Genomic DNA, 16,377 nt, shown 5'->3' with positions numbered 1-16,377 from the left:
ATGCAGAATAATTTTCCTATTCAAAATAACGAAAACGAAGTAACTTTTAATATTAAAGAAAAAATAGAAGTCTACCTTACTCACTGGAAATGGTTTGTCTTAGCTATTGTCTTTTGCTTATCTGCTGCGCTTTTATATTTAAGATATTCTACACCTATATATAAAATTTCGGCCGCTATTTTAATTAAAGATGATAAAAAAGGTGGATTGGCAAATGAGTTATCTGCTTTTTCCGACTTAGGTTTTATGGCTGGTGTAAAAAGTAACGTTGATAACGAAATTGAAGTTTTAAAATCTAGAACTGCAACATACAATACTGTTAAGGAGCTTGAATTTAATGTTCGCTATTTTAATAAAGGGAATGTCAAAACAGGTGAAATTTATAAAAAATCTCCTGTCCATGTTTCATTTTTAAATAAGGATAAAAAGTTTTATAAAACAGACACTGTTTTTCATGTTAAATGCATTTCATCAACAAAATATGAATTGCTGGATGCAGATGAAGTAAGCCAGGGTAAATTTTCTTTTGGGCAGACTGTGAAAAATCCTTGGGGAAACATGGTTATAACTCATACTGTTGATAGCGTTCCAGTTTCTAAAAAGAATACTATTGAAGATGTTATTGTAAAAATTATTCCATTGCATAAAGTAGCAGAATCTTACAGATTGAAATTTCAGGCTGCTACTACTAATAAACAGACAAGTGTTATAGCTTTATCTATAACTGACGAAGTTGAACAAAAAGGTATTGACTTTTTAAATACTCTTATTAGAAGATATAATGATGATGCAATTGAAGATAAAAACCTTGTCGCAAAAAATACTGACCTATTTATAAATCAGCGTATTGACTCTTTAACAAAAGAATTGTCAGTAGTTGAATCCAGTGCCGAATCTTTTAAAAAGAAAAACGGACTTACTGATATTATCTCTGACGCACAATTATTTATAAAAACTGCAAGTGAATATGAAAAAGAGGTAATTACAACAAACAATCAATTGAATGTTGTTAATTATATGTTGGATTTTTTAAAAAAATCATCAGCAAATGACATTATTCCTTCTAACTTAATCCCTGATAATGCTGATGCAGCGTCACTTATTGAAGAGTATAATAAATTAATTCTTGGAAGAGACAGAATGTTAAGGGGTGGAACAGATATTAATCCCAGGGTTGAAGTATATGATGTACAGATCGAAGGTTTAAAATCAAGCATTACGAAAAGCCTTAATACACTTAAGTCATCTTTGGTTATAACTCAAAAAAATCTACAAAGGCAGGAATCCTTTCTTAGTGGAAAAATTGGTGAGGTGCCAAGGCAGGAAAGACAATTCCGTGAAATAGACCGTCAGCAAAAGGTTAAAGAGGCTCTTTATCTTTATTTATTGCAGAAGAGAGAAGAGAATGCGATTTCTCTTGCAGTAACGGCACCTAATGCTAATATAATTGATCGCGCCTATGGCGATGACATACCTGTTTCTCCTAAAAGAAGTCTTATTTTATTAGCAGCGCTTATTTTAGGTATTATTATACCGGTAGTTATTATTTATATTTTAGATTTACTGGATACTAAAATTCATAATTATAAAGATATTGAAAAACTGGCTCTGCCTTATTTAGGCGATGTTCCACGATCTGAAACTAATAATGAGCTTGTTAATCTTCATAGCCGTTCAGGAACTGCTGAAGCATTAAGAATTGTTCGTACTAATATTGAGTTTATGCTGTCTCAGGTTCAGCCGGGCCATGCCAAAACAATATTTGTAACTTCTACTGTACCAAAAGAAGGTAAGACTTTCATATCAGTAAATCTGGCTACAACTATTGCGCTTACTGGTAAAAAGATTTTATTGATTGGTATGGATATTCGTAATCCAAAGCTGGATGAATATTTAAATGTTCCTTCCAAAGGATTGACAAACTATTTGTCTTCTCCGGGCTCTGATTATGATAATTACATAGTTAAATATGAGGGATTTGAACAATTTTATATTATGCCTCCGGGTATAATACCTCCAAATCCTGCCGAACTTCTTATGGGACCTAAACTTGTAGATCTTTTCGAAAAGTTAAAGTCTGAGTATGATTATATATTAGTGGATACTGCTCCTGTGAGTCTTGTTACAGATACTCTTATTGTTGCTAATATGGCTGATGCCTTTGTTTATGTAAGCCGTGCAGGATACTTAGATAAGCGTATGCTTGCTGTTCCTCATACTTTATATACTGAAGGTAAACTTCCTAATATGGCAATGCTTCTTAATGATACTACTAGTGAAAAAGGCTATGGCTATGGCTATGGCTACGGTTATGGTTATGGTGCCGACATTCAAAAAGAGTCATCTTGGAAAGAAAAAATATTTGGAAAAAGATAAAAGCAAAATGATTATAAAAACAATTCCCTTTTTAATTTTTAAAAAGGGAATTGTTTTTTAGTGCTGTTAACAGTTTATCTGTTTTCTTTATTTGAACTTTATTTTTATAAGCGTCTGTATGGCGTTCATGATGTGTGTCAGATCCGGCAAAATCTATCATATCATCATCTAACAGTTTTTGAGCAGTTTCTAATACTTCTTTACCGTAATATCCAACTACCGATAGCAGATTAATTTGAAATTTGCATCCCGATTTTTTTAGTTTAGCATATTCTTCAAATCGTTTATGATAGAATAAATAACGTTCTGGATGAGCTAATACAGGTTTGTATCCTGCCACCTGAAGGTCATAAATAATATCATAAAGCTGAATTGGTGCGTTGATGTATGACATTTCCACCAATACAAAATTATCTTTTAAAGTAAGTAATGGTTCTGATTTAAAAAGATTAGAAAACGTTTCGTCCATTATGTATTCGGCAGCTGCCTTAAATGGATTTTGTATGCTTTGCTCTTTTAAAAATTTTTTAGCTCTCGTTTCTGTAGATATTATTCCTTCTTTTGTATTGTTCCAAACGCCGGTAAGGACGTGTGGAGTAGTTATAAATTCGCTGAAACCGTATTCCCTTAAGCTATTTATTAATTTTAAGGAATGCTCCTCATTTTTAGCACCATCATCTATATCTGGCAGTAAATGAGAATGAATATCAATATATCCCTCCGGAATTAAATCTGCCAGGCTGGGTTTGGGTTTATTAAATAAAAACAAAATATTTTATTTTAAGTTAGAAATACAAAAATAACCAATTCAGGCTAATTTTTTCTTAGCAGTGAAGCTATTGCGCAGTACTACAATAATAGTTAGTAATAATAATGGAGATGTTATTGCTAAATGTGGCTTATTAAGCATTATAATTGAATATAGTGCAAGAAAGCCTATACAGATATAGCTGGTTATTAAAATGCCTTTGAAGTTATTCTTAAAGCTAAAATAGAGTAGTAGTAAATAGAAAGGATTTAGCATAAGAATGTTATAATTCCATATTAATTCAGTGTGAGAAGAATATAAGCCTACAAAACAAAAGAATACACCTAATAATCCTGCGATAGCCAAAAATGATCTCTGCATTAATTTTTTACCGCTTAATGCTGCTAATAGTAATATGAACAAAGCAAAAACATAAAAGTTATTTAAAGAAAAACCTGTTTTTTCCGGAGTTGCCTTATAAACTTCTATAGTACCATTGGTAAGCGGACCTAATGGTGTAGTTGTATTGGCTACTCCCTGCATTAATTCTTCAGGGAGGAATAATTTTTCAGATGTTTTATCAGTAGGCATTCCAAAAGTCAGGTTTATTCCTAAATCTTCAAAAAAATGACCGTTAAGCTTACTGTGTATGATTTCTCTGTATGTCATACCCAAATCTTCATTCTTAAGTGAAATTTTTCCCGGTATGTATCTGTTTAATATATCTGCTACCATAGTGGTACAGTTGCGGTGAATAAATTTATAGGTATAAAAACGTTTATCACTAATCAGAGTTGTTGCCAGTTCATTGGCAATGCCCTGCTTTTGTTGTTGGGTAAGATTTAATACCTGTTCAAAAACATCTCTGTTATAGTATTGGTAGGTGAAAACGAAATCGTTATAAGAGCTTGCAGATACAAAATACTGAAGATCGCCTTTTACAAATTTTGCATAAAAATTAGGTGTATCAAAATCGAATGTGCCAAAATTGTAAACAACATCAAACCGGGTAGCAGGATCATAAACCCTTATAGCTGTATGGCCAAAAACGGAATATAGTTCTTTTCCCGGACCACAGGTTAACAGGCTGATTTTTGATTCATCTGATAATGGAATCTGTGCAAAGGTTTTAGTGGGAACTGAAAATAGTACTAAGAGTAATGCAGTAAAAATTTTAATTTTTTGCATGGTTATTAGTTTCTGAAAATTCCTAAATCTACTTTTAAAGAAAAGATATTTGAATATAGTGCTGCACTTTGATCTCCAATATCTGTTAAGGCATAATCTACCTGTATTCCCTTATATTTAAAACCTAATCCTATATTAGGCTGAAAACTTAAGGATGTAGAATTATCTATTTCTTTTACATTCTGAAAGTTTCCCACACCACCTCTAAGATATACTAAATCTATATATCCAAACTCAAAGCCTATAGCGGGATCTATACTTACAACTTCGGTAGAAATAATATCATTAGTCTGGGCAAACTGCATATTTAAATTGGCTGCTGCTAATATACTATAGTCGTAGTGTATTATAAATTTTTTTGCTATACCTAATTGAGCTTTTGGAAGTGTGATTTCTGTTGTTTCAGGTAGTTCCTGATTTTGTCCGGGTACAGCGTCTTTAATAGTGTTATACTCGTCTTCATCTATCTGCCAAACATTATAAGTGGTAGTAATATCGCGGAGCATTAAGCCAACTTTCCATTCGTTTTTGGTTTCATACTGAATTCCAAAATCAAAACCGAAGCCCCATGAGTTGGCAAATTTACCTATATTTCTGCGAATGACTTTCGCATTAATACCATAGTTAAAACCGTCAAGAGGAAGTTTTCGGGCATAGGAAACAGTTACTCCGTAATCTGCGGCAGAAAAAAGACTTATCCTATTGTAGTCAATATTACCCTGACTATCTATTAGTTGTGTTGTGTTTAATATGTCATCGACCCCAAAACGGATTACCGAAATTCCAAAAGCACTCCTGTCGTCTATCGGCATTGCAAAAGCGGCATAGTCATATTGTGCAATATTAGCAAAGTAACTGGCATGCATAAGGGCAAGTTGTTTGTCCTGAACATTAATAAGCCCTGCGGGATTCCAGTATCCTGAATTTACATCTGCTGTATGGCCGGTAACAGCATTGCTCATACCCAGTGCGGCAGCATCTACCCCAATATTCATAAATTCATTGGAGTATTTTCTAACTGACTGGCTATAAGTTAAAAAGGTGGATAAAAAGGATAAAATAAAAAATATCTTTCTCAATGCTGTTATTTTGTGCAAATATGATATAAAATTCTCAATTACTAAACTCCAATTCTATTAACTTATTGTGTTAACTTTGTGCATATAAAAAATTAAACGACCTATGCCATTTAAGAAACATATTCCAAACCTAATTACATTATGTAATCTTTCATCGGGGCTTATTGCCCTTATGTATGCGTTTAATACACATTACCAAATGGCTTTTGTTTGGGTTTGTATAGGTATATTTTTTGATTTTTGGGATGGCTTCTTTGCCCGTATCCTTAAAGCGCAGAGTCCGATAGGGCTACAATTGGATTCATTAGCGGATATGGTAACAAGTGGTGTTGTGCCGGGGCTTATCATGTTTCAGATGCTTTCTGGTATTGCCGATAATCAGGAAGAATACAATCTTAGCGCAGACAATTTCTATTTAGGTATGCTGCCTTTTGCAGGATTTATTATTACATTGGCTTCATGTTACAGGCTTGCTAAGTTTAATGTAGATACCCGCCAGACCGACTCATTTATTGGTTTGCCAACACCAGCAAATGCCTTATTTATATTAAGCCTTCCGGTTATACAGGCACATTCTGACGGTACAGGTTTTGTGTTTGATATGTTAAGCAATCCTTTCGTATTGGTAGGGATAAGCATTGTAAGTGCTTATATGCTTAATGCCGAAATTCCTTTGTTTTCGCTTAAGGTTAAATATTTTAACTGGGAAACAAATAAAATACAGGTTGTATTTTTAATACTTTCAGTACTATTATTATTTTTCTTTCAATACTTAGGCATACCGCTTATTATATTTTTATATGTACTGCTTTCGGCTATAAACAATAAGTTTAATAAAACTGCTGCTGTTTAAATAATCTATGAAACGCCAGCCGCCTAAACCAGCTGCAAGAAGAGCAAGATCAAAAAAAAATAATAAATCAATTACTCAGGGGAAAATATTAAAATATTCTCTCCTTTTGCTGTTGCTGGCTTTTATGATAGCCATGGTTTATCAGTACAGGCATGGCGTTCTGTATTGGCTGGGTTTTAAAACAAATAAACGTATTGAAGCTTTATATAAAGAAGAGCGAAAAATTGCCGATCTGCGGACTTATGAAATTATAGCAAGGCATAAAGATAAAGTTTTTGGTATTGATGTATCGCACTATCAGGGTAAGATTGACTGGGAAGCTGTAAAAAATGATAATATAGATTTTCCGTTAGGATTTGTGTTTGTACGTGCAACTGCCGGAAGAGACGGTCTTGACAGTGAATTTAAAAATAACTGGAAAGGCGCTAAAGTTAGCGGTTATTTAAGAGGGGCCTACCATTATTACAGACCGGATGAAAATTCGCTGAAACAAGCTGATAATTTTATTAAGAATGTAAAACTTAAGAAAGGTGATCTTCCCCCTGTACTGGATATAGAAAAAATACCAAACAGACAAAACCTTGACAGCCTTAAAATGGGTTTAAAGCGCTGGCTTACAAAAGTTGAAAAGTATTACGGCGTAAAGCCTGTTGTTTATAGTGGAGAGAGCTTTTATACTGATTTTCTTAAAAAAGAATTTGAGGGTTACGATCTTTGGATAGCTAATTACAGTTTTTTTGAAGACAGGATAAGAAAAGAATGGCTTTTCTGGCAATTTACTGATAAGGCAATACTGGAAGGAATAGATACCAGCGTTGATGTAGATATTTATAATGGCAGTTTTGAAGAACTAAAAATGCTTGCAAAATAAAAAAGCACCCCCAATGGAAATAAGGATGCTTTTAGTTAAGATTGGTTGTTGGTTTGTGGTTCAAAAATAGGGCACAACCTGTCCTGAAAAAATACCTAATAATGGGTATTTTTAAAAAATCCGGCATCATTGCTTTAAAACCTTTTCAAAACATATGCTGTTTTTTATTCCTTTATATTGTCCGTAATTTGGTATAGATCTGTAATTATTGCTTTTATATAAAGCAACAGCACTGCTAAATGAATACTGGTTTCTAAAATACATTTAGTATAACTAAGTTCTGCAGCCCATTTTTCAAGTTCCATTAATACTTTGGTGGCAATACCCAGCCCTCTTTTATCTTCCAGGACATACATTCTTTTTATCTCGGCAATTCCATATTCATATTCTTTAATAGCGCCGCAGCCAACAGGTATATTATTCTGATATGCAACTATAGTATGTTTAAGAGCATCAATTTTGTTATACTGTGCAAAAAAAACATTTTTATTACCATTTAAAATGTGTAGATGTTTATCTAATAAATTTACCAGATACTGAAAATCTTTATTATTAGAATCTGTTCGTAATAAGTGTATCATCATTTCATTTAATTAGAATAAAAAAGCGCGGAAATATTTCCGCGCTTCTATAATTTAAAAGTTTTCCTGTTCCGGTACTTCGTGGCCACCCTTTGGTGAGTGAAAATCAATTTTCTTTTTGCGGAGCTCAAAGTTCTGCCCAAGATACACCTTACGTACAATTTCATCCTGTACCAGCTCTTCGGGTACACCGGCTTTAAGTATTCCTCCTTCAAACATAAGGTATGTCTTGTCTGTAATTGCAAGAGTTTCCTGCACATTGTGGTCGGTAATAAGAATTCCGATATTTTTATTTTTTAATTGGGCTACAATTCGCTGTATATCTTCAACCGCTACAGGGTCAACCCCTGCAAAGGGTTCATCAAGAAGGATAAATTTAGGGTCAGTAGCCAGTGCACGTGCAATTTCAGTACGACGTCGCTCACCACCCGATAAAAGGTCGCCACGGTTAGTACGGATATGTTGTAAGGAAAACTCATCAATCAGGGCTTCCATTTTTGCTTCCTGTTCTTTTTTAGAAAGATTAGTAAGCTGTAATACACTTAAAATATTATCTTCTATACTTAATTTTCTAAAAACAGAAGCTTCCTGCGCCAGATAGCCAATACCATGCTGTGCCCTTTTGTACATTGGAAAATTGGTAATTTCAGTCTTGTCAAGAAAAATCTTTCCGCTGTTTGGTTTTACCAATCCTACTATCATATAGAAAGATGTGGTTTTACCGGCACCGTTCGGCCCTAATAATCCTACAATTTCACCCTGATTAACTTCTACCGATATCCCTTTTACAACACTACGGCCTTTGTATGTTTTAATTAAATTTTCTGCTCTTAATTTCATAAGATATCTGTTTTAAACAGTTGTAGTGTTGTTGGTGTTTTCTTCCAGGGCTTCCCAGAACTCATAAGCCCGGCGAAGATGAGGAATAACAATAGTTCCGCCAACCAGCGTTCCTATACTTAAAGCTTCCATTACCTGTTCTTTAGTGAGGCCTTCTTTGTAGCAGGTTTCAAGATGGTACTTTACACAATCATCACAACGCAATACTACAGATGCTACTAATCCTAAAAGCTCTTTAGTTTTTACATCCAGGGCACCTTCCATATAGGCATTGGTGTCAAGGTTAAAAATACGTTTTATAACCTTGTTGTTATCAGCCAAAAGCTTCTCATTCATCTTTTGGCGGTACCCGTTAAATTCGTTTACTATATCAGCCATTGGTTATGCGTTTTGTTGTTTAGCCCTTTTTTTATCCATTCTTGCTGCTATAAATATACTGGTTTCATATAATATTGCAAGTGGTATGGTTACAATGGTCTGGCTCACTACATCCGGAGGTGTAACTATAGCTGCAATAATAAGTATTATTACATAGGCATACCTTCTATAGTTTCTAAGGAATTTCGCCGAAACTAACCCAACCTTAGAAAGAAAGTACATTACTATCGGCAGCTCAAAAACCAGTCCGCACGATATAGCCGTTGTTTTTACAAGACTTAGGTAAGAGTCGAGGTCAATATCATTTTTCACCACGTCACTTATTCTGTAGTTTGCTAAAAAGTTTAATGACAGCGGTGTTATAAGGTAATGCCCAAAGAATACGCCGGCGAAAAATAATAATGAAGTGAAAACAATAAATGCTGCAGCATATTTTTTCTCTTTGTCATATAGTGCAGGGCTTATAAATTTCCAGAACTCCCATAGTATAAAAGGAAATGCAATTATAAAACCGGCAGTTATGGAGGTCCATATATCGGTAGAAAACTGCCCGTCCATAGAGCGGCTCTGAATTTCAAAAGGAAGCTCTTTGATACAGAAGCTTTTGTCGAGATCATACTTATTTGCAAGGTCGCAAAAAAAGCGATAGGTAATAAAATCACCGCTTTGCGGAGCAAAGATGATCTCATCAAAAATAAATCCGCTAAAAGCAAAGGCTACGCATGCGCCAACCAAAATAGCTATACAGCTTCTTACTAATAACCATCGTAGTTCTTCCAGGTGATCCAGAAAAGACATTTCGCCTCCGGGAGTTTTTTTTCTTGCCATGTTATACTATTCCTTCTTTTAAGATGTCATGTAAATGTAATATACCTTTATACTCACCTTCATCGGCTACAACAAGTTGTGTTATAGCAAAGTTTTCCATAGTATTAAGGGCATCTGCAGCCATTTCGGTGCTTTTAATTGTTTTTGGGTTTCGGGTCATTATATCAGCAGCAGTTACGCCTGCAATATTGTCCCTGTCATTAAGCATTCGCCTGATGTCTCCATCAGTAATTATGCCTATAATTTTATTGTTTTCTATAACCGCTGTAACACCGAGCCTCTTTTCAGAAATCTCAACAATAGCTTTTTTAATGCTGCAATCCGGGCTAACTTGTGGTTTATGTGTTCCGTCAAGCATATCTCCTACGCGCAGCAGCAGTTTTTTACCTAAGGCTCCGCCGGGATGATATTTAGCGAAATCTTCGCTTTTAAAGTCACGCATTTCCATAAGGCATACCGCAAGTGCATCACCTAAAGCAAGCTGTGCCGTTGTACTGTTGGTAGGCGCCAGGTTGTTTGGGCAGGCTTCAGACTCTACATACGCATTAAGTACGTAATCAGATTCCTTTCCTAAAAAAGAAGATTTATTTGCAGTCATAGCAATAAGAATATTGCCATAACGTTTCAGTAAGGGTGCAAGCACTTTTATTTCGGGGCTGTTGCCGCTTTTTGATATACAGATAATTACATCACCAGGCTGTACCATGCCTAAATCGCCATGAATGGCTTCGGCGGCATGAAGAAAAAGTGAAGGTGTTCCTGTAGAATTAAGTGTAGCAACAATTTTCTGAGCAATAATGGCGCTTTTGCCTATTCCGGTAACTACCAGGCGGCCCTGGCTTTTATAAATTATTTCTGCTGCCTCGGCAAAATCGTTATCAAGGTATTGCACCAGATTAGCAATGCTCTCACTTTCAGAAAGTATAGTTTTTTTGGCAGATGCCAGTATTGCGTCTCTATTTATCAATTTTGTGAAATGTTTAAAAAGTTGTGCGTATTAAAGATTTTTGTATCTTTATGTTCTGCAAATTTATGTAAATTACTATTAATAAATAATGAAATCGACCGAAATTGACTTACACAAAGAGTTAAAAAAATATTTTGGTTTTAACAAATTCAAAGGCCTTCAGGAAGATGTTGTAAAGAGTATAATTTCCGGCCACAACACATTTGTTATTATGCCTACAGGTGGCGGTAAATCTCTTTGTTACCAATTGCCTGCGCTGGCACTCGACGGAACTGCAATTGTAGTTTCACCCCTAATCGCGCTTATGAAAAATCAGGTGGATGCTATTCGCAGCCTGTCTTCAGAGTCCGGTATAGCTCACGTTTTAAATTCCTCACTTACAAAAACAGAAATTAATCAGGTTAAAAAGGATATAACATCCGGTTTGACTAAGTTGCTGTATGTGGCACCAGAATCGCTTACTAAAGAAGAATATGTGAATTTCCTTAAAAGTGTTCCGCTTTCATTTGTAGCGATAGATGAGGCTCACTGTATATCAGAATGGGGACACGATTTCAGGCCGGAATACCGTAACCTGAGAAATATTATTAAACAGTTAGGAGATGTGCCAGTAATAGGGCTTACTGCTACTGCTACACCTAAGGTACAGGAGGATATACTTAAAAACCTTGATATGGTAGATGCCAATACTTTTAAGGCATCTTTTAACAGGCCAAACCTGTATTATGAGGTTCGTACAAAAACTAAAAATGTAGAATCGGATATTATCCGTTTTATACGTCAGCATAAAGGTAAATCAGGTGTTATTTACTGCCTGAGCCGTAAAAAAGTTGAAGAAATTGCACAGGTGCTGCAGGTAAACGGCATTAGTGCCGTTCCGTATCATGCAGGACTTGATGCCAAAACCAGGGCCAAACACCAGGATATGTTCCTTATGGAAGATGTAGATGTGGTTGTTGCTACTATAGCCTTTGGTATGGGTATAGATAAGCCCGATGTTCGTTTTGTTATTCATCACGACATTCCAAAATCATTAGAGAGTTACTATCAGGAAACCGGGCGAGCCGGGCGTGATGGAGGCGAAGGGTACTGTCTTGCCTACTACTCTTATAAGGATATTGAAAAGCTTGAGAAATTTATGTCAGGCAAGCCTGTAGCAGAACAGGAAATAGGGTATGCACTGCTTCAGGAGGTTGTTGCTTATGCTGAAACATCTATGTCGCGAAGAAAGTTCCTGCTGCATTACTTTGGTGAGGAATTTGACGATGTGAATGGAGAAGGTGCAGATATGGATGATAATGTACGTAATCCTAAAAAGAAAACCGAAGCCAAAGACCAGGTGGTAACTTTACTGGAAGTTGTAAGAGATACTAAACAACTGTATAAGTCTAAAGAAATCATATTTACGCTTATAGGTAAAATAAATGCAGTGATAAAAGCACATAAAACTGATGCACAGAAATTTTTTGGCATTGGAGCAGGCTTTGATGAAAAACATTGGATGGCACTTATAAGACAGGTTTTGGTTGAGGGCTATCTTGCTAAGGATATTGAAACGTACGGGGTGCTTAGGCTTACCGAAAAAGGAGCTGAGTTTATTAAGAATCCTAAATCGTTTATGATGAGCGAAGATCATGACTACAATGAGAGTGATGATGAGACTACCGTTACAGCATCTAAATCTTCAGGTACTTCTGATGAAGTGCTTATGGGTATGCTGCGTGACCTTCGTAAAAAAGTAGCCAAAAAGCTTGGAGTTCCGCCTTTTGTAGTATTCCAGGATCCATCGCTTGAAGATATGGCGCTTAAATACCCTATAAGCCTTGAAGAGCTTGGCAATGTACATGGGGTAGGTGAAGGGAAGGCAAAAAAGTACGGTAAAGATTTTGTTGAGCTTATAGCCCGTTATGTAGAAGATAATGATATTATGAGGCCTGATGACCTTGTTGTAAAATCTACCGGAGCTAATTCAGCTCTTAAGCTATATATCATCCAGAATATAGACAGGAAACTTTCGCTCAATGATATTGCTAAAGCAAAAGGCCTTGATATGGAAGCGCTGCTTAAAGAAATGGAGCAGATCGTTTATTCCGGAACTAAATTGAATATTAAGTACTGGATAGATGAAATACTGGATGAAGACCAACAGGAAGAGATTCATGATTACTACATGGAATCAGAATCAGACAGCATTAAAGATGCCCTGAAAGAATTTGATGGCGATTATGATACCGAAGAGCTAAGGCTAATGAGAATTAAATTTATCAGCGAAGTAGCGAATTAGTTTCTGGTTGTTTTGTTAGTTGACAGTTTTCGCGAGCTGAAAAAAATAAAAAAAATCCTGAAGCAATTCAGGATTTTTCTGTTTTTACGCAATATAGGTTTTATAATCATGTTTTCCACTGAACACTGAACACTGAACACTGAACACTGAACACTGAACACTGAACACTGAACACTGAACACTGAACACTGAACACTGACACTGAACACTAAACACTAAACACTAGCCTTCATACAGTTCTCCTCTGTGTGGCTTTAAGGCATCGCGTACCTGTATCATGTGTTCATCCGTAACTACCATCCAGGCAATAGCATGCATGTTATTAATAACCTGAAAGCCTGTAATGTTAAGTGGTAATTTTTCTATTGCAATATATTCTTTAAGGTGTTTTTCGTGATGTTCGGCTGTTTTAGCGCCCGCTTCCCCACGAAAATCCCATATTAATTTGATTTTTCTCATAATGTAAAATGCAAAGTAGCAAAGTTACAAAGTTTGTACTATTTTTGATTATAGTTGGAGATTAAGTAATGGCAAGAACAATAATGTATTAAGTGCATTTTTGATAAATACATTTAAATAAATGAATTGTAAAAAAGTTGTAGTTTTATTATTACTGCACCTGAGTTGTAATAATGTAGAGAAAAAAAACAGTAAATGATGAAATTTCACATCAGGAAATTACAAAACACAAAGAGGAGCGGGAGAATTTTGATAATTTTTTTAGTAAGTTTCGTTCTGATTCTTCATTTAGATTGTCCAGAACTAAATTCCCCTTAGATGGCTATAACTCCGACGAAAAAGAGATCGATTCCAGAGATACATTATATGTATGGTCTAAGGAAGATTTTAATTTTTATGCGGAAGAGGACTTTAAAAAACAGATATCTATCAATATAAAAGAGCATATAACAAAATCTGACTCATTGGTTTTCTATAGACGATATATAGAAGATTCGGGATATAATATTAATTATAAGTTTAATATCATCAGCGGTAATTGGTATTTAGTTTGTTATTCATATAAAAATTATTAGGATGTAATACAGATTAAATTGTGCGATGAAGTCTTATAATCTTAAAAAAAATAAATCTTCAAAATAATTTAATATTATTTCAATTTTTGAACTATTTTAGCTTTACTAATACGATTTAGTAAAGCTAAAATTCAATAAAATGACCTTAAAAAACATCTTTTTCTCTTTTTTGATATTATTTTTTACTTCAGGTATAAATGCACAGAAAGTTTCGGTGCAAAAAAAATCTTTGGTAGGCAACGGAATAGCCGAGTTTATCCCTACAGGGTTTGATAAAAATCTAACACCCTCATTAATCTTAGCACAAGAACCTGTTCAAATAGGTGAGCTACCCGGAAGCTGGAAGCTAATACCTGAATTTATAGTGAAAGAAGGCAAGGCAGGTGCTTCTTTAAAATTAACAGGTAATATTAGTTTATACGGCGGTGGTGAGGTAACAGGGCCATTACTTCGTAACGGGCAGTCGATAAAATTATGGAATACCGATACCGGGGCTTACAGCGTTGAGGGTGGTAAAAGATTATATCAAAGCCACCCGTGGGTAATGGGAGTAAGAGACAACGGTACTGCTTTTGGTATTCTGTTTGACAGTTCCTGGAAGGCAGAACTTCATACAAACTCAGATGAAATTGTTTTTAATACGGAAGGTGCACTTTTCAGAATCTATATAATAGACAGGCAGTCTCCGCAGGAAGTACTGATGGGACTAGCTGAGTTAACAGGAACAATTAAATTACCGGCCCGATGGACATTAGGGTATCACCAATGCCGATTTTCCTATGCCACAGAACAGCGCGTTCGTGAAATAGCTGATACATTCAGGACTAAAAATATTCCTTGTGATGTGATATGGATGGATATTGATTACATGGATGAATACAGGATATTTACATTTGATAAGAATCAGTTCCCTAATCCTAAAAAACTGAATAAAGATCTTCATGATAAAGGTTTTCGGGCTGTATATATGGTTGATCCGGGAGTGAAATTTGATGAAAATTACAGTGTTTATCAATCGGGTAGTAAAAATGATATTTGGGTAAAAAATCCTGATGGGACGGATTATCATGGTAAAGTATGGCCGGGCTACTGTACTTTTCCCGATTTTACGATGCCGAGAACAAGGAATTGGTGGGCAGGACTTTACAAGGATTTCCTTGCTACAGGCATAGATGGTGTTTGGAATGACATGAATGAACCTGCAATTTTTGATGGTGACCTGCCGGAAAACCAACGTTTAGGTACAATGCCGTATGACACGCCTCACAGAGGTGGAGATAATTTGCCGGAAGGGCCTCATTTGCTGTACCATAATGCTTATGGAAGGCTGATGGTTGAAGCATCTTATAAAGGAATCTTAAACGCTAATCCTGATAAAAGACCATTTCTGCTTACAAGGGCTAATATTTTAGGAGGTCAGCGATACGCGGCTACGTGGACAGGGGATAACTATGCCAGCATGGAACATTTAAAACTTTCTGTTCCTATGTCAATTACACTTGGCCTTTCCGGGCAGCCATTTAACGGCCCTGACATTGGAGGGTTTTTAGGCAACACAAGTGGCGATTTATGGGCAAACTGGTTAGGCTTTGGTGCATTTATGCCTTTTGCCCGTGGACATGCCTGTAATGGGACTAATAACAAAGAACCCTGGGCATATGGCGAGGCAATAGAAAAAACGTCAAAAATCGCATTAGAACGCAGATATCGATTACTGCCTTACTTATACACGGTTTTTCATAATACATCTGTTACAGGTTTGCCTGTAATGTGTCCTGCTTTTTTTGCTGATACTAAAGACCCTGATTTAAGAAATGAAGAACAGATTTTTCTGGTAGGTGAAAACCTTTTGGTTATTCCTGCATTTGCCAATAAGCCTACATTACCTTCAGGTATCTGGGAAGATATTAGTTTAGTAGATGGCGATACTAATGATGCTTATCAGGCCAAACTAAAAATAAAAGGGGGAAGTATTATTCCGGTTGGAAAAATAATTCAGAATACAGGAGAAAATTCATTTGATCCGTTAACATTGATTATATGTCTTGACGAAAAAGGCAAAGCAGAAGGAAAACTATATTTAGATGATGGTGACGGATGGGATTATAAAAAAGATGATTATAGTCTTCTTACGTTTGTTGCCGAGAAACAGGGTAATGACGTTCTTATAAAAATATCGGATAAAAAAGGAAAGAGGAATTTTGAAAAAGATTTAAACAAGATAACTGCGGAAGTGATTATTAACGGTAAAAAATATAAAGGTAACGGTACTTCAAAAGGTGTAATTAAGGTAAGGATAAAATAAATATAATGGTATATGTTTTCAATGTGAAGGTTTTTAAAAGCTGTT

At 35.5% G+C, this 16,377-nt stretch carries 15 protein-coding genes; 6 read left to right on the top strand and 9 right to left on the bottom strand.

Going from position 1 to position 16,377, the window contains the following annotated elements; translation table 11 throughout:
• Positions 1-2,376 carry a polysaccharide biosynthesis tyrosine autokinase gene (locus tag NHE85_RS02175; protein WP_252809240.1) on the top strand — a complete coding sequence of 792 codons (2,376 nt, stop codon included), beginning with the start codon at positions 1-3 and terminating at the stop codon, positions 2,374-2,376.
• A 31-nt stretch (positions 2,377-2,407) separates the two neighbouring features.
• Here NHE85_RS02175 and NHE85_RS02170 read toward each other — a convergent pair whose 3' ends face one another.
• The 3 genes from NHE85_RS02170 to NHE85_RS02160 are packed head-to-tail and all read right to left on the bottom strand — an operon-like array spanning position 2,408 to position 5,307.
• Entirely contained in the window at positions 2,408-3,145 is a 738-nt protein-coding gene (locus NHE85_RS02170) for a tyrosine-protein phosphatase (protein ID WP_252809238.1), read from the bottom strand.
• A 39-nt stretch (positions 3,146-3,184) separates the two neighbouring features.
• Positions 3,185-4,312, bottom strand: a complete 1,128-nt coding sequence (locus NHE85_RS02165; protein ID WP_252809236.1) for a DUF4105 domain-containing protein — start codon at positions 4,310-4,312, stop codon at positions 3,185-3,187.
• 5 nt (positions 4,313-4,317) lie between these two features.
• Positions 4,318-5,307: a PorV/PorQ family protein gene (locus NHE85_RS02160; protein ID WP_252813268.1), complete on the bottom strand. Its 990-nt coding sequence runs from the start codon at positions 5,305-5,307 to the stop codon at positions 4,318-4,320.
• A gap of 187 nt (positions 5,308-5,494) precedes the next feature.
• On the opposite strand from NHE85_RS02160, the gene NHE85_RS02155 reads away from it, so the two are divergent.
• Both NHE85_RS02155 and NHE85_RS02150 read left to right on the top strand, forming a co-directional pair.
• Positions 5,495-6,244 (top strand): phosphatidylcholine/phosphatidylserine synthase, encoded by a 750-nt coding sequence (locus tag NHE85_RS02155; RefSeq protein ID WP_252809234.1) that lies wholly within the window; start codon positions 5,495-5,497, stop codon positions 6,242-6,244.
• Between the two features lie 7 nt (positions 6,245-6,251).
• On the top strand, positions 6,252-7,115 hold the full coding sequence (locus tag NHE85_RS02150; RefSeq protein ID WP_252809232.1) for a glycoside hydrolase family 25 protein: 864 nt from the start codon (positions 6,252-6,254) through the stop codon (positions 7,113-7,115).
• Between the two features lie 164 nt (positions 7,116-7,279).
• Here NHE85_RS02150 and NHE85_RS02145 read toward each other — a convergent pair whose 3' ends face one another.
• From NHE85_RS02145 to NHE85_RS02125, 5 genes are read right to left on the bottom strand one after another with little or no spacing between them, the layout of a single operon-like run.
• Positions 7,280-7,699: a GNAT family N-acetyltransferase gene (locus NHE85_RS02145; protein ID WP_308219343.1), complete on the bottom strand. Its 420-nt coding sequence runs from the start codon at positions 7,697-7,699 to the stop codon at positions 7,280-7,282.
• Between the two features lie 51 nt (positions 7,700-7,750).
• Complete coding sequence (gene lptB / locus NHE85_RS02140; RefSeq protein ID WP_252809230.1) at positions 7,751-8,536, bottom strand: LPS export ABC transporter ATP-binding protein; 786 nt, start codon at positions 8,534-8,536, stop codon at positions 7,751-7,753.
• A 12-nt stretch (positions 8,537-8,548) separates the two neighbouring features.
• Positions 8,549-8,914 (bottom strand): carboxymuconolactone decarboxylase family protein, encoded by a 366-nt coding sequence (locus NHE85_RS02135; RefSeq protein WP_252809227.1) that lies wholly within the window; start codon positions 8,912-8,914, stop codon positions 8,549-8,551.
• 3 nt (positions 8,915-8,917) lie between these two features.
• The gene (gene tatC / locus NHE85_RS02130) at positions 8,918-9,742 is read right to left on the bottom strand and encodes a twin-arginine translocase subunit TatC (protein ID WP_252809225.1); all 825 of its coding nucleotides are present in this window, start codon (positions 9,740-9,742) and stop codon (positions 8,918-8,920) included.
• A gap of 1 nt (position 9,743) precedes the next feature.
• On the bottom strand, positions 9,744-10,709 hold the full coding sequence (locus NHE85_RS02125; protein ID WP_252809223.1) for an SIS domain-containing protein: 966 nt from the start codon (positions 10,707-10,709) through the stop codon (positions 9,744-9,746).
• 88 nt (positions 10,710-10,797) lie between these two features.
• On the opposite strand from NHE85_RS02125, the gene recQ reads away from it, so the two are divergent.
• A complete protein-coding gene (gene recQ, locus NHE85_RS02120; RefSeq protein WP_252809221.1) occupies positions 10,798-12,993 on the top strand; it encodes a DNA helicase RecQ in 2,196 nt (731 codons plus the stop codon).
• A 222-nt stretch (positions 12,994-13,215) separates the two neighbouring features.
• Here recQ and NHE85_RS02115 read toward each other — a convergent pair whose 3' ends face one another.
• Positions 13,216-13,455: a hypothetical protein gene (locus NHE85_RS02115; RefSeq protein ID WP_252813267.1), complete on the bottom strand. Its 240-nt coding sequence runs from the start codon at positions 13,453-13,455 to the stop codon at positions 13,216-13,218.
• Positions 13,456-13,655: 200 nt separating this feature from the next.
• Between NHE85_RS02115 and NHE85_RS16825 the strand changes: the two genes are divergently transcribed.
• A complete protein-coding gene (locus NHE85_RS16825) occupies positions 13,656-14,027 on the top strand; it encodes a hypothetical protein (RefSeq protein ID WP_374676571.1) in 372 nt (123 codons plus the stop codon).
• Between the two features lie 139 nt (positions 14,028-14,166).
• Positions 14,167-16,332: a TIM-barrel domain-containing protein gene (locus NHE85_RS02110; protein ID WP_252809219.1), complete on the top strand. Its 2,166-nt coding sequence runs from the start codon at positions 14,167-14,169 to the stop codon at positions 16,330-16,332.
• The last annotated feature ends 45 nt before the right edge of the window (positions 16,333-16,377 follow it).

Source organism: Flavobacterium sp. NRK1 (assembly GCF_024054175.1).
Classification (GTDB): domain Bacteria; phylum Bacteroidota; class Bacteroidia; order Flavobacteriales; family Flavobacteriaceae; genus Flavobacterium.
Note: the sequence above shows the minus strand (reverse complement) of the source record. Positions and strands in the feature narration are given on the sequence as shown.